Annotated in this window: 12 protein-coding genes; 11 read left to right on the forward strand and 1 reads right to left on the reverse strand. The window is 70.0% G+C overall.

Features of this window, described 5'->3' with window-relative positions:
- Window positions 1–13 precede the first annotated feature (13 nt).
- From AC0IZJ_RS16115 to AC0IZJ_RS16160, 10 genes are all read left to right on the forward strand, one after another.
- Window positions 14–1,552, forward strand: coding sequence for an ABC transporter ATP-binding protein (locus AC0IZJ_RS16115; protein ID WP_471851668.1), 1,539 nt, complete (start codon window positions 14–16; stop codon window positions 1,550–1,552).
- Window positions 1,549–3,351, forward strand: coding sequence for an allophanate hydrolase (gene atzF / locus AC0IZJ_RS16120; protein WP_471851669.1), 1,803 nt, complete (start codon window positions 1,549–1,551; stop codon window positions 3,349–3,351). The genes AC0IZJ_RS16115 and atzF overlap by 4 nt, the downstream gene beginning before the upstream one ends.
- The gene (hpxZ, locus tag AC0IZJ_RS16125) at window positions 3,351–3,752 is read left to right on the forward strand and encodes an oxalurate catabolism protein HpxZ (RefSeq protein WP_471851672.1); all 402 of its coding nucleotides are present in this window, start codon (window positions 3,351–3,353) and stop codon (window positions 3,750–3,752) included. Before atzF ends, hpxZ begins: the two co-directional genes overlap by 1 nt.
- A complete protein-coding gene (locus AC0IZJ_RS16130) occupies window positions 3,749–4,432 on the forward strand; it encodes a GntR family transcriptional regulator (RefSeq protein ID WP_471851675.1) in 684 nt (227 codons plus the stop codon). The genes hpxZ and AC0IZJ_RS16130 overlap by 4 nt, the downstream gene beginning before the upstream one ends.
- 65 nt (window positions 4,433–4,497) lie before the next feature.
- Window positions 4,498–5,352 carry an outer envelope protein gene (locus AC0IZJ_RS16135; RefSeq protein WP_471851677.1) on the forward strand — a complete coding sequence of 285 codons (855 nt, stop codon included), beginning with the start codon at window positions 4,498–4,500 and terminating at the stop codon, window positions 5,350–5,352.
- A 163-nt stretch (window positions 5,353–5,515) separates the two neighbouring features.
- On the forward strand, window positions 5,516–7,045 hold the full coding sequence (locus AC0IZJ_RS16140) for an ABC transporter ATP-binding protein (protein WP_471851680.1): 1,530 nt from the start codon (window positions 5,516–5,518) through the stop codon (window positions 7,043–7,045).
- Window positions 7,032–8,129: an ABC transporter permease gene (locus AC0IZJ_RS16145; protein ID WP_471851682.1), complete on the forward strand. Its 1,098-nt coding sequence runs from the start codon at window positions 7,032–7,034 to the stop codon at window positions 8,127–8,129. The genes AC0IZJ_RS16140 and AC0IZJ_RS16145 overlap by 14 nt, the downstream gene beginning before the upstream one ends.
- Window positions 8,126–9,046, forward strand: coding sequence for an ABC transporter permease (locus AC0IZJ_RS16150; protein WP_471851684.1), 921 nt, complete (start codon window positions 8,126–8,128; stop codon window positions 9,044–9,046). The genes AC0IZJ_RS16145 and AC0IZJ_RS16150 overlap by 4 nt, the downstream gene beginning before the upstream one ends.
- Before the next feature lie 36 nt (window positions 9,047–9,082).
- Window positions 9,083–10,222, forward strand: coding sequence for a BMP family ABC transporter substrate-binding protein (locus tag AC0IZJ_RS16155; protein WP_471851686.1), 1,140 nt, complete (start codon window positions 9,083–9,085; stop codon window positions 10,220–10,222).
- Between the two features lie 24 nt (window positions 10,223–10,246).
- Entirely contained in the window at window positions 10,247–11,308 is a 1,062-nt protein-coding gene (locus AC0IZJ_RS16160; RefSeq protein ID WP_471851689.1) for an adenosine deaminase, read from the forward strand.
- Here AC0IZJ_RS16160 and AC0IZJ_RS16165 read toward each other — a convergent pair.
- On the reverse strand, window positions 11,300–13,303 hold the full coding sequence (locus AC0IZJ_RS16165) for an ATP-binding protein (RefSeq protein ID WP_471851691.1): 2,004 nt from the start codon (window positions 13,301–13,303) through the stop codon (window positions 11,300–11,302). The two genes, AC0IZJ_RS16160 and AC0IZJ_RS16165, sit on opposite strands and share 9 nt — an antisense overlap.
- A 129-nt stretch (window positions 13,304–13,432) precedes the next feature.
- Here AC0IZJ_RS16165 and AC0IZJ_RS16170 point away from each other — a divergent pair, with 129 nt between their 5' ends.
- On the forward strand, window positions 13,433–14,395 hold the full coding sequence (locus AC0IZJ_RS16170) for a DnaJ C-terminal domain-containing protein (RefSeq protein ID WP_471851693.1): 963 nt from the start codon (window positions 13,433–13,435) through the stop codon (window positions 14,393–14,395).
- Window positions 14,396–14,400 lie beyond the last annotated feature (5 nt).

Here is a 14,400-nt window from a genome sequence, read left to right on the forward strand (position 1 = left end):
GAAGGCCTTCTTCATGCACGCCCTGCATCTCGAGACCTACCGCCTCACCAAGCGCTTTGGCAGCTTCACGGCGCTGGACGACGTCTCCATCACCGTGCGGCCCGGCACCGTGCATGCGCTGCTGGGCGAGAACGGCGCCGGCAAAAGCACGCTGGTGAAGGCCATCGTCGGCTACCACCGGCCCACGGAAGGCGCCGTGCTGGTGGACGGCCGCGAGCGCGAGATCAACTCGCCCGTGGCGGCGCGCGACCTGGGCCTGGGCATGGTCTACCAGCACTTCACCGTCGTGCCCGGCATGACCGTCGCCGAGAACCTGCTGCTGGCACGCGGCAAGCTGCCGATGGTGGTGGATTGGAAGGCCGCCCGCGCCGAGCTGGACGACTTCATGAGCACCACGCCGTTCCGCCTGCCGCTGGACGCGCGGCCCAGCGAGCTGTCGGCCGGCGAGAAGCAGAAGCTGGAGATCCTGAAGCAGCTCTTCCTCAAGCCGCGCCTCTTGATCCTGGACGAGCCCACCTCGGTGCTGACACCGCAGGAGGCCGACGAGGTGCTGGGCGCGCTGCGCGAGCGGGCCCATGCCATGGACTGCTCGGTGCTGATGATCACGCACAAGTTCCGCGAGGTAATGGCCTACGCCGACGACGTCAGCGTGCTGCGCAAAGGCGCGCTGGCTGCCACCGGCGCGGTGGCCGACTGCACGCCCGACAGCTTGGCCGCCGCGATGGTGGGTGAGAGCCATAGCGGCACGGTGACCGAAAGCAAGTGGGTGCGCGAGGTGCGCGCGCCCGGCGAAGTCAAGCTGGCCATCGCCGGCCTGGGCGTGATGGGCGACCGTGGCGAGCCCGCGGTGCGCGACCTGGCGTTGAACGTGCGGCGCGGCGAGATCGTCGGCATCGCAGGCGTCAGCGGCAATGGCCAGCGCGAGCTGATGCAGGCGCTGGTCGGCCAGCGGGCCCGCCTGGGCGGCCGCGTGACGGTGGATGGCGAAACCTTCCTCGCCAAGCGCGCCGAGAACCGCGCGCGCAAGGTGCGCAGCCTGCCCGAGGAGCCGCTGGGCAATGCCTGCGTCGGGCCGCTGAGCGTGGCGCAGAACATGGCGCTGCGCAGCTTTGATGAGGTGCCGTGGGCGCGCGGCGGCCTGGTGCGCTGGGGCGCGTTGCGCGAGCGGGCGCGCGCGTGGATCGCCGAGTACGGCGTCAAGACGCAGGGCGAGCGCGCCGCCATCCGCACGCTGTCGGGTGGCAATGTGCAGCGCGCCGTGCTGGCCCGCGAACTGGCGGGCGAGGCCGAGCTGCTGCTGGTCAGCAACCCCGTCTTTGGGCTGGACTTTGCCGCCGTCGCCGAGATTCACGGCCGCCTGATGGCCGCGCGCAACCGCGGTGCGGCCGTGCTGCTGGTCAGCGAGGACCTGGACGAACTGCTGTCCCTGGCGGACCGCATCGTCGTCATGAGCGAAGGCCGCATCGTGCACGACGTGGCAGCCACCGAGGCCACGCGCCAGTCGCTCGGCGCCTTCATGGGCGGCAAACATGATGAGGAAGGCCACGCATGACGACGCTGCACACGATTGCCGACTGGCAGGCCGCCTACGCCGCCGGCGCCGAGCCGCAAGCGCTGCTGGCCGGCCTGCTGGCAAGCCTTGACCCCGGCGACACCGCCTGGATACACCGCTGCACACCCGAGCAACTAACCACGCAACTCGCTGCCCTGCCGCCGCGCGGCCCGGCCACGCCCTTGTGGGGAGTGCCGCTGGCCGTGAAGGACAACATCGACGTGGCCGGCATGCCCACCACCGCCGCCTGCCCGGCCTTCGCCAACCTGCCTGAACACTCGGCCACCTGCGTGCAGCGCCTGCAGGCGGCCGGCGCCATCGTCGTCGGCAAGACCAACCTGGACCAGTTCGCCACCGGCCTGGTCGGCACGCGCTCGCCCTATGGCGAGGTGCCCAACAGCTTCGCGCCCGCCTATGTCAGCGGCGGCTCCAGCTCGGGCTCGGCCTCGGTCGTCGCACGCGGCCTGGTGCCGCTGGCGCTGGGCACCGACACCGCCGGCTCCGGCCGCGTGCCCGCCGGCTTCAACCACCTCGTGGGCCTCAAGCCCACGCCCGGCAGCGTACCCATGCGCGGCGTGTTGCCGGCCTGCCGCACGCTGGACGTGGTGAGCGTGTTCGCGCTGACCGTGGCTGACGCGGCGCTGGCCTTCTCTCTCTTCGAGGGCGCCGAGGCCGACGAGCCGCGCTTTCACATCGCCGCGCCGCGCCCGCCCTGGCTTGGCGGCTCGCGCACGGTGCTGCGCCTGGGCGTACCGCTGGAGCCCGGCTGCGATGCCGCTCTGGGCTGGTCGGCCGCCTTCGACGCCGCGCAGGAGCGCGCCCGAGCCCTGGGCGCCGAGCTGGTGCCGCTGGACTTCGAGCTGCTCTTCGAGGTTGCCAAACTGCTCTACGAAGGCCCCTGGGTGGCCGAGCGCCTGAGCGTCGTCGAAGCGTTGCTGGCCGCCCACCCGGAGGCCCTGGACGCTACCGTGGCCCGCGTCATCGCCCAGGGCCGAGGCGTGGACGCGGTGGCCGCCTTCGAGGGCCGCTACCAGCTGGAGAGCCTGCGCGCCGAGCTGCAAAGCCTGTGGCAGCAGGTGGATGCACTGCTCGTGCCCACCGCCCCCACCTGCCCCACGCGCGCCGCCGTGGCCGCCGAGCCCGTGCTGCGCAACAGCGAGCTGGGCCGCTACACCAACTTCGTCAACCTGCTGGGCTGGTCGGCCCTGGCCCTGCCGGGCAGCCTGCCCGAAGGCGAGAGCCCGCTGCCCTTCGGCATCACGCTGATCGCCCCGGGCGGGGCCGACGCGGCGCTGGTCGACTTCGGCCTGCGCTGGGAGGCCGCCGGCCCCGCGCCGCTGGGCGCCCGCCTGCGCGACGCGCAGGCCGCCGACCGCCGCGTGCAGGCCCTGCCTCGCGCGGAGCCCACGCTGCTGCTGGCCGTCGTCGGCGCCCATCTGCAAGGCCTGCCCCTGCATGGCCAGCTGCTAGCCCGTGGCGCCCGGCTGCAGGCCCGCACGCAGACCGCACCGCGCTACCGCCTGCATGCGCTGCCCGGCACGGTGCCGCCCAAGCCCGGCCTGGCGCGCGTGGCCGATGCGGACAGCGGCCACCCCATCGAGGTCGAGGTCTACCAGCTGCCGCAGGCCGACATCGGCTCGCTGCTGGCGCTGATCCCGCCGCCGCTGGGCCTGGGCAGCCTGGAGCTGGCCGACGGAAGCTGGGTCAAGGGCTTCATCTGCGAGGGCGCGGCGCTCCTCGGCGCCCCCGACATCAGCCACCACGGCGGCTGGCGCGCCTACTTGGCGGCGTCCTCATGATGGACGCCAGCCACATCGACGACCCGGCCGTCCTGGCCGAACTCGGCACCGTGTTCGAGGCCTACGAGCAGGCGCTGATGAGCAACGACGTGGCCGCGCTCAATGCCTTCTTCTGGCAGGACGAGCGCACCACGCGCTACGGCATCGCCGACCGGCAATGGGGCATTGCCGAGCTGATGGCCTACCGCGCCGCCACGCCCGCGCCCAACTTCACGCGGCGACTGGAGCATCTGCGCTTGCACGCCTTCGGGCCCGACATGGCGGTGGCGCAAGTGGAGTTCGTGCGCAGCGACACGCCGCTGCGGGGCTTCCAGACGCAGACCTGGGCACGCCTGCCCGAAGGCTGGCGCATCGTCGCGGCCCACGTGAGCATGATTCCCTTGCCCGTGGCGGCCCCGTGAGCAGCACCACCGCGCCCGAGGCCGCCAGCCTGACCGACCAGGCCTATGCGCGGCTCAAGCAGATGATCTTCGACTTTCAGCTGATGCCCGGCGACCGCGTCTCCGAGACGGAGCTGGCGCAGCGCGTGGCCGTCAGCCGCACACCGCTGCGCGCCGCGCTGCAGCGGCTGGAGCGCGAGGGCTTCCTGAACCTGCTGCCGCGTCTGGGCTGGCAGGTGGCGCCGCTCGATTTCGACGTGATGGACGAGCTCTACGACCTGCGCACGCTGATCGAGTGCGAGGCCGCGCGCCACCTGGCCGAGAGCGAGCAGCGGCCCGAACTGGCTCAGCTGGCCGACACCTGGCTGCTGCCGCCGGCCGAGCGCCTCGATGACGCGGCGCAGGTGGGCCTGCTGGACGAGCGCTTCCATGCGCTGCTGGTACAGGGCAGCGGCAACCGCGAGATGGCCCGCGTGCACAAGGAAATCACCGAGCGCATCCGCATCATCCGGCGCCTGGACTTCACCAAGTCGGCCCGCATCGCCGCCACTTACGACGAGCACGCCCGCATCCTGCGCGCCATCACGCGGCGGCGCACCGACGAAGCCCAGCGCCTGCTGCGCGCCCACATCCAGCAGAGCAAGCTGGAAGTGAGGCACATCACGCTGGACATGCTCTACCGCGCGCGAAGGGATGCCTGATGCAGACCCACCGCCCGGCGCCTCATTTCAAGAGTCTTCCCAACCATCCACAGAGGAACTTCACCATGAGAACGACCACGCGCCTGCTTTGCACCACCGTTGCCGCCCTCGCCGCCGGCACAGCCTCAGCCGCCGACTGGAGCGACACGTCCATCGGCTACCGCTACGGCACCAAGTTCGGCGAGCCCTTCGGCACCAACGACATCAAGAAGAGCATCGTCAACCTCAACCACGCCAGCGGCTACAGCTACGGCAGCAACTTCTTCAACGCCGACCTGCTGCTGTCGGACAAGAAGGACCCGTCCAGTCCCAACTCGGGCAGCGGCGCCAGCGAGGTCTACATCGTCTATCGCCACACGCTGGACCTGTCCAAGGTCACCGACAGCAAATTCGCCTTCGGTCCCGTGCGCGGCATGGGCCTCACGGTCGGCTTCGACGCCAACGTGAAGGTCGACGCAGGCTACAACTCGCGCAAGCAGATGCTGGTGCTCGGCCCGACGTTCATGATGGACGTGCCGGGCTTCCTCAACGTCAGCCTGCTGTTGCTGAAGGAAAGCAACGCGCCGTACAACAAGTTCAGCAGCACGGCAACGCCGCGCTACGACTACAAGACCCATGTGATGCTGACGGCGGCCTGGAGCATCCCGTTCGGCAAGCTGCCCCTGGCCTTCGAAGGCTTCGCCAACTACATCGCCAGCAAAGGCACCAACGAGTTCGGCGGCGCGACAGGGCCCGAGACCAACTTCGATGGCCAGGTCATGCTCGACGTGGGCGCCGCCACCGGCGCGACGCCGAACAAGTTCAAGATCGGGCTGGAGTACCAGTACTGGCGCAACAAGTTTGGCAACCCGTACAAGGGTCCGGCCGGAAGCGGAGCCTTTGCCAAGACGCCGATGATCAGGGCCGAATACCACTTCTGAAGCCGGTGATGATGCTTGCGGTTTTCGGGCCGAGCGCCGGGCCGCTCCCAAGCCGGCCCGCCGGGCGACGTTTGCGGCTCAATGCCGCAAGCGTCGCTGTCCCCTCGGGGGACCGGCTGGGCGCGCCCGCGTTCAGCGGGGCGCGACTGGACGAGGGGCTCACATGACCAGGCTTGAACTGATCGGCATCACCAAGCAATACCCGGGGGTCCGCGCCAATGATGGTGTCCACCTCAAGGTGGCGCCGGGGCAGATCCACGCCGTGCTGGGCGAGAACGGCGCCGGCAAGTCGACGCTGATGAAGATCATCTACGGTGCCACGCGGCCGGATGCCGGGCAGATGGCCTGGAACGGCCGCGAGGTGGCGGTGGCCAGCCCGGCGCAGGCGCGGGCGCTGGGCATCAGCATGGTCTACCAGCACTTCTCGCTGTTCGACACCCTGACCGCCGCCGAGAACATCTGGCTGGGGCTGGACAAGGCGCTGTCGCTGGCCGAGGTGGCCGAGCAGACGCGCGCGGTGTCGGCAGAGTACGGCCTGCCCGTGGACCCGGCCCGCCCGGTGCACACGCTCAGCGTCGGCGAGCGCCAGCGTGTCGAGATCGTGCGCGCGCTGCTGACACAGCCGCAGCTGCTGATCCTGGACGAGCCCACCTCGGTGCTGACGCCCCAGGCCGTGGAGCGCCTCTTCGTGACGCTGCGCCAGCTCAGCAGCGAGGGCTGCGCCATCCTCTACATCAGCCACAAGCTGCACGAGATCCGCTCGCTGTGCCACCACTGCACGGTGCTGCGCGGCGGCCGCGTGGTGGGCGAGGTGGACCCGCGCCAGGAGAGCAATGCCAGCCTGTCGCGGCTGATGATCGGCGCCGATGCGCCGGTGCTCACCGCTCGCGAGGGTCGGCCCGGCGCGTCCGTGCTGCGTGTGAGCGATCTGGGCCTGGCTCAGCTGGACCCCTTCGGCGTGACGCTGAAGAACATCGGCTTTGACGTCTGTGCGGGCGAGATCGTCGGCGTGGCCGGCGTGTCGGGCAATGGCCAGCAGGAGCTGCTGGCGGCCCTCTCGGGCGAAGACCCGCGCGCGCCGGCCGGCAGCATCCGGCTCTTCGATCAGGACATCGCCCAGGCCGCGCCGGCGCGGCGCCGTGCGGCGGGCCTGCATTTCGTGCCCGAGGAAAGGCTGGGCCGCGGCGCGGTGCCGACGCTGTCGCTGGCCATGAACACGCTGCTGACGCGCACCGAGGCGGTCGGCCGCGGTGGCTGGCTGCGCCTCGGCGACGCGCGCCGGCTGGCGGCGAAGCTGATCGAGGGCTTTCGCGTCAAGGCGCCGGGGCCGGACGCGATGGCGCGCACGCTGTCGGGCGGCAACCTGCAGAAGTTCATCGTCGGCCGCGAGATCGACGCGGCGCCCAGGCTGCTGATCATTGCTCAACCCACCTGGGGTGTGGACGTGGGCGCGGCCGCGCAGATCCGCGGCGAGCTGCTGCGCCTGCGCAACCAGGGCTGCGCGCTGCTCGTCTTCAGCGAGGAGCTGGACGAGCTGTTCGAGGTCTGCGACCGGCTGCACGTCATCGCCGATGGCCGGCTGTCGCCCTCGGTGCCCATCGCTGCGGCCACGCGCGAGCAGATCGGCGAATGGATGTCGGGGCTGTGGCCCGGCGCCGATACCGCAAAGGAGGCCAGCGATGTTCAAGCTTGAGCCGCGCACCCAAACCTCCATGTTGTTGGCCGTGGCCGCCCCGCTGCTGGCGCTGGCCATCACCGTGCTGATCGGCGTCGTGCTGTTCACCGCGCTGGGCAAGGACCCAGTGCAGGCGCTGCGCCTGTTCTTCGTTGAGCCGCTGAAGAACGGCCGGGCGCTGTCGGAACTCAGCGTCAAGGCCGTGCCGCTGGCGCTGATCGCGCTGGGCCTGGCGGTGTGCTTTCGCGCCAACATCTGGAACATCGGCGCCGAGGGCCAGTTCGTGCTGGGCGCCCTGGGCGCCGGCTGGGTGGCCATGCAGGCAGGGCCCGACACCTCGGCCTGGTTCGTCGTTCCGGTGCTGCTGGGCGGTATGGCGGGCGGCATGCTGTGGGCGGGCGTCGTGGCGCTGCTGCGCGACCGCTTCAACACCAACGAGATCCTGGTCAGCCTGATGCTGGTCTACGTGGCCGGCCTGCTGCTGAACTACCTTGTCTACGGGCCCTGGAAGGACCCGGACGGCTACAACTTCCCGCAGACCCTGCTGTTCGCGCCGGGCACGCGCCTGCCGCGCCTGGTGCCGGGGCTGCGGATGAACATCGGCGTCGTCATCGCACTGCTCGCGGTGGTGGCCTTTGCAGTGTTCCAGTTCCGCACCTACCGCGGCTATGCGTTGACCGTGGGCGGCATCGCACCGGCCGCAGCACGCTACGCCGGCTTCTCGTCGCGCAGCGCGCTGTGGACGGCGCTGCTGCTCTCAGGCGGCATGGCGGGCCTGGCAGGCGCCTTGGAAGTGGCGGGGCCGCTGGGCCAGCTGACGCCCTACGTGCCGGTGGGCTACGGCTTCGCGGCCATCATCGTCGCCTTCGTCGGCCGGCTGCATCCGGTGGGCATCGTCTTCTCGGCCGTGCTGATGAGCATGTTCTACATCGGCGGCGAGTTGGCACAGAGCCGCATGGGCCTGCCCAAGGCGCTGACCAGCGTCTTCCAAGGGTTGCTGCTATTCACGCTGCTGGCCTGCGACCACGGACTGCAATACCGCATCCGCTGGGTCGCGGCGGCCAGGGAAAAAGCCAAGGCACGCGCGGGAGCACCGGCATGAACGAGATCGCGCTGCTCATCGCCGCGACGCTGAGCGCCGGCACGGTGCTGGCAATTGCCGGGTTAGGCCTCTTGATCAACGAGCGGGCGGGCATCGTCAACCTGGGCGCCGAGGGAATGATGCTGGTGGCGGCCATCGCCGGCTATGCGACCGCCGTGCACAGCGGCTCGGACCTGCTCGGCTTTGCGGCCGGCATGGCGGCGGGGGTCGTGCTGGCGGTGTTCTTCGGCATGCTGGTGATCTGGCTCAACACCAACCCCTATGCGACCGGGCTGGCACTGAGCCTGTTCGGTGCCGGCTTCTCGGCCTTCGTGGGCATCAGCTACACGCAGCAGAGGCTCACAGAACGCAGCCACTGGGCCATCCCGGGCTTGGCCGACCTGCCGGTGCTGGGCAAGGCGCTGTTCGAGCATCACCCGATGGTCTACCTGGCCATGGCGCTGGCAGTGGCGCTGCACGTCTTCCTGTACCGCACCCGGGCCGGCCTGGTGCTGCGCGCGGTGGGCGAGTCGCCCGAGTCGGCCCATGCGCTGGGCTACCCGGTGCGTCGCATCCGCCTCGCGGCGGTGGCGGCCGGGGGCGCGCTGTGCGGCCTGGCGGGCGCCTACCTGTCGCTGATCTACACGCCGCTGTGGGTGGAGGGCATGGTGGCCGGCAAAGGCTGGATCGCACTCGCCTTGACAACCTTCGCCACCTGGCGGCCGGCCCGCGTGCTGCTCGGCGCCTACCTGTTCGGCGGCGTGACCATGCTGCAGTTCCATCTGCAGAGCGAGGGCATCGACATCTCCAGCCACTGGCTCAGCATGCTGCCCTACCTGTCCACCATCGTCGTGCTGGTGCTGATCTCGCGCAACCCGGCCTGGATCAAGGCCAACATGCCGGCATCGCTCGGCAAGCCCTTCAAACCCGGCCACTGATTTGTCCACCTAACCCACCAACCCCCAGGAGAACGCATGACACCCACCGTCACCCGCCGGACCTTCGCACTGGCCGCACTCGCTGCGGCCGCCACGCTCACCGCCTGCTCGAAGAAGGAGGAGGCGCCTGCCGCCGCGCCGGCCGCCTCGGCCGCCGCCGCCAAGCCAGAGCCGCTGAAGATCGCGTTCGCCTATGTGGGCCCGGTCGGTGACGGCGGCTGGACGTTTGCGCACGACAACGCCCGCAAGGCGCTGGAGAAGGAGTTCGGCGACAGGATCGCCACCAGCTTCGTCGAGAAGGTGCCCGAGGCGGCCGACGCCGAGCGCGTCTTCAATGACCTCGTCGGCCAGGGCAACAAGCTGGTCTTCGGCACCACCTTCGGCTACATGGAGCCCATGCTCAAGGTCGCGGCCGAGCACAAGGACGTCAAGTTCGAGCACGCCACCGGCTACAAGACGGCCGACAACCTGCGCACCTACGACAGCCGCACCTATGAAGGCGCCTACCTGGCGGGCGTCATCGCCGGGGCGATGACCAAGACCAACACCATCGGCGTGGTCGGCTCCATTCCCATTCCCGAGGTCATCCGCAACATCAACAGCTTCACGCTCGGCGCGCAAAGCGTGAACCCCAAGATCAAGACCAAGGTGGTCTGGGTCAACGAGTGGTTCGACCCGCCGAAGGAAACCGAAGCGGCAGTCGCCCTCATCAACGGCGGCGCCGACGTGCTGATGCAGAACACAGACTCCGCCGCCGTGCTGAAGACCGCCGAGGAAAAGGGCAAGCGCGCCTTCGGCTGGGACTCCGACATGAAGGCCTACGGCCCCAAGGCCCACCTGGGCTCGGCCGTCATCAACTGGGCGCCCTACTACATCAAGGCGACGCGCGACGCGCTGGACGGCCAGTGGGCCACGGGCAAGGCCTGGTGGGGTGTCAAGGAGGGTGCGATCGACCTGGTCTCCGTTGCCGACGACGTGCCGGCCGAGACCAAGGCCAAGGTCGAACAGATCAAGGCCGGGTTGAAGGACGGCAGCTTCTCGATCTGGAAGGGCCCGCTCGTCGACAACACGGGCAAGGAAGTGCTGGCCAAGGACACGGTCGCGGACGACGCTTTCCTGGGCGGCATCAAGTTCTTCGTCAAAGGCGTCGAGGGCAAGGTGCCCGGCAACAAGTGAGGCCTCACCGGGGACACTGAGCGCATGACTGCCGACATCGACTTCGACCGCATCCCGCGCTCAGCCCTTCCCGGCCTGCTGGCCCGCATGCCCAAGGCCGAGCTGCACATCCACATCGAGGGCTCGCTGGAGCCCGAGCTGATCTTTGCGCTGGCCGGGCGCAATGGCATCGCCCTGCCCTATGCCAGCGTCGAGGCGCTGCGGGCGGCTTATGCCTTTACCGACCTGCAGACCTTTCTCGACATCTACTACGCCGGGGCCAGCGTGTTGCTGCAGCAGCAGGACTTCTACGACATGGCCTGGGCCTATTTCGAGAAGGCGGCGCGCGACCACATCGTCCACGCCGAGCTGTTCTTCGACCCGCAGACGCACACCGCGCGCGGCGTGACCATGGCCACCGTCATCCGGGGCCTGTCGCGCGCCTGCGCCGATGCGGGCGAAAAGCTGGGCGTCAGCGGCGCGCTGATCCTGTGTTTCCTGCGCCATCTCAGCGAAGACGACGCCCTGGCGACGCTGGACGAGGCGCTGCCGTACCGCGAGCACTTCATCGGCGTCGGCCTGGACAGCTCCGAGCGCGGCCACCCGCCGGCCAAGTTCGAGCGCGTGTTCGCCCGCTGCGCCGAACTGGGCCTGCACCGCGTCGCCCACGCCGGCGAGGAAGGCCCCCCCGAGTACATCGAGGAGGCGCTCGACCTGCTGAAGGTGGAGCGCATCGACCACGGCGTGCGCGCCATTGAAAGCCCTGCGCTGATGCAGCGCCTGGCCCGTCAGCGCATGCCGCTGACGGTCTGCCCGCTGTCCAACGTGAAGCTCTGCGTCGTGCCCGACCTGGCCGCGCATCCACTGCCGCAGATGCTTGCCGCCGGCCTGGCCGTGACCATCAACTCCGACGACCCGGCCTACTTTGGCGGCTACCTGAACGAGAACCTGCTGGCGCTGTTCGCTGCCCAGCCGCAGTGGGGCGCACGCGAGGCCTGGCAGCTGGCGCGCAACAGCCTGGAGGCGAGCTTTGCGCCGGCACCCGCCCGGGCTGAGTGGGGCGCCGCGCTGGACGCCGAATTTCAGGGCGCCGCCGCGTCAGGTTGACGGCAAGGCCAGCACCTCACGGAGCATCCGCGGTGCGTCGTAGGGCTTGTGCAGCACCGTGAACCCCTGGGCACGCGCCTCGGCTGCAGCGGTGCTGTAGCCGGTGGCGAGCACGATGCGCACGCCGGGCAGCCGCGCGCGCACTCGCTGGGCCAGGGCGACGCCGTCGACATCGCCCAGCACGATGTCGGACAACAGCACGGCCGGGCTCAGGCCGCCATCCAGCAGCGCGAGCGCCTGGGCGGCACCGCTGGCGGTGCGCACGGCAAGGCCCGCCTGCTCCAGCAGCGAAGAGGTCGCCTCCAGCACGTCGGCGTTGTCGTCCACCAGCAGCACGACCGTGCCCGCCGGCGCGGCACCTGCCGGGTCGGCGTGGGTCGCGCCGGCTTCCAGGGCAGCCTGGTGGCGGGGCAGCTCGATGCGAACCGTCGTGCCCTGCCCGACCACGCTGTCGATGACGACTTCACCGCCGCTGGCGCGCGCGAAGGCGTACACCTGGGACAGGCCCAGGCCCGTGCCTTTCCCGGGCGGCTTGGTGGTGAAGAAGGGCTCGAACACGCGCTCCAGCACCGGCGCGGGAATGCCGCTGCCGTGGTCTTGCACGGCGAGCACGACGCGGTCGCCGTGCTGTGGATCGCTGCGGTTGGCCACGCGAACGTCCACCACGCCGCCGGACTCGCTCGCGTCGCGGGCGTTGGTGAGCAGATTGGTGAGGGCGATCTCCAGCTCGGTCGGGTCCGCCTGCACAGGCCAGGCGTCGGCGTCGAGGGCCAGCTTCACGGTGGCGCGCTGGCCCAGCACCGGTTGGAAGGCCTCCAGGAACTCGGGAAGCAGCCGTTGCAGCTGCACGGCCTGGGCCTGCAGCGGGCGCCGGCCGGCGAACAGCAGCAACTGCCGCGTCAGGTGCTCCGCCTTGCGCACGTTGCGCTGGATGACGTCCACGTCTGCGCTCACCGGCGTGCCGATGGCGGCATCGGCCCGGGTGCGGCGGCGGATCAGCTCGGCGCGCGTCGACACCACCTGCATGAAGTTGTTGATGTCGTGCGCCAGCCCGGCGGCGAGCTGGCCCACAGCATCGAGCTTTTGCGACTGGGCCAGCATGCGCTCGGCACGTTCGCGGTGCTGGATCTCGGCCTGCAGCGCATCGGTGCGCTCGCTCAGGCTGATGACAGCCGCGCCCAGGCGCGACTGCAGCTCGCGAAAGTGCGTGGCCAGCAACACCAGCACGATAGCGCTCGCAGCCAGCCCTTCTACCCGCGCGACGTACCAGGCCACGGTGTAGCGCCCGCCGCCATGCGTGCTGAACCAGACGCCCACGGCCTCGGACACCAACACGAGCATCAGCCACAGATAGAGCGACCGCCAGGCCAGGCCGTGGCGCAGCATCACCGCGAGCGTCAGTGCGGCAATGCTCAGGCCGAGGTAGGACGCCAGGCGGTCGAAGGTGCCGAAGTGCAGCCCTTGCGGCCCCGGCGAAAAGGCCGAGTAGTCCTTGGCCGCCAACGCCGCCGCGAGGCAGACCACGGCAGCAGCCACGGCGACGACGGCGGGCGACAGCCTCGAATCGGGTGCAGTGTGTGACTGGCGCGTCTCGGTCAACACGGCCCACAGGATGAAGACAGGAAAGCCTGTGCGCCACGACAGGAACATCCAGCTCACGGAGTTGGTGTTGCCGATCACCGAGGCCTCGGCCATCAGCGCGCCGGGGAAGGACAGCACATGCAGCACCGCCATCAGCCCGGCGAACAGGTAGGCCGCCGCGACGATGCGCAGCGCTCGCGACGGCTTGTGCGCCGACATCAGCAGCCAGAAGGTCGCGAAATCGATCATCGCGGCGCTGGCGCCGTAGATGCCCGAGATGTGCGGCAGCGCCGGCAGCTTCATGGAGGCCACCGGCAGCGCCAGCAAGGTCGCCCCGCACACGGCGGCGCACAGCAGACCTACGGCGCGCCGCTGCTGCACGGAGGCGGTCTGATTGGCAACGTCGAACGGCATGGGCGCTTGGTCTGGCTCCGCAAAGCAGAAGCGTCAGAGTATCGGCGGCGCGCTGCTGTAGGACGAATCATCACCACGCGGGCGGCCCCGTCCGATGGCGCATGCTCACCAGAATTTCACACTCGCAGCATGCGTTTCGAGGACTACTACGAAGTCATGCGGCTGGACGCTGCCGCCGATGCGGCTGCGATCAAGCAGGCCTATCGACGGCTGGTGCGCCTGCATCACCCGGACCTGAACGCCGCCCCAGAGGCCAACGCCGCGATGACCCAGGTCAACGAGGCCTATGAGGTTCTGTCCGACCCCAAGCGGCGGGCGGCCTATGACAACGTCCGCCACCGCGAACTTGAACGACGCGCGGCCACCAAGGCCAGTGCAGACCTGGCGAGCGACTGGAAGCAGGGCTTCGACTTCGACGGTGAGCCGACACCGGGGCGCACCGGCGAGGCCTTCAGCGATTTCTTCACCGGCATGTTCGGCCGCGCCGCCAAGCCTGACCCTGTCGACGGCAAACCTGCGCGCGGCTCGGACGAGCACGTCAAGCTGCTGATCGACGCTGCGGACGCCATCGACGGTGCCGTGCGCGCCGTGACGGTGCGCACCCTGGCGCCCGACGAGAAGGGGCACAGGGCCGTGGCGCTGCGGCAGATCCAGGTGCAGATACCGAAGGGCATACGCGCGGGCCAGCACCTCCGCTTGCCCGGGCAGGGCTCTGCGGGGCGCGGCGGCGCGGCCAACGGCGATCTCTACGTCGAGATCCAGTTCAAGCAGGCCGGCATTGGTCACGCGCCGAGCCGCGATGTGCATGAGCGCCTGCCGCTGGCGCCCTGGGAGGCAGCCCTGGGCGCCGAGGTGACCACCACCACGCCCGCTGGCCAGGTGAGCGTGACCGTGCCGCCGGACACGCCGCATGGCAAACGCCTGCGCCTGCGCGGCCGGGGCCTGGGCGGCGAGCCCGCTGGAGACATGGTGCTGGAGGTCGAGGTGGTGCTGCCGCCATCAACGCTGCCCGGTGCCCGCACGGCCTACCAGGCAATGGCCGAGATCGTCGGCAGGACCTTCGAGCCGCGTGGCAGCGGGCCTGACCGCTGAGGGCA

The sequence above is a fragment of the Roseateles sp. AC306 genome (genome assembly GCF_979253795.1).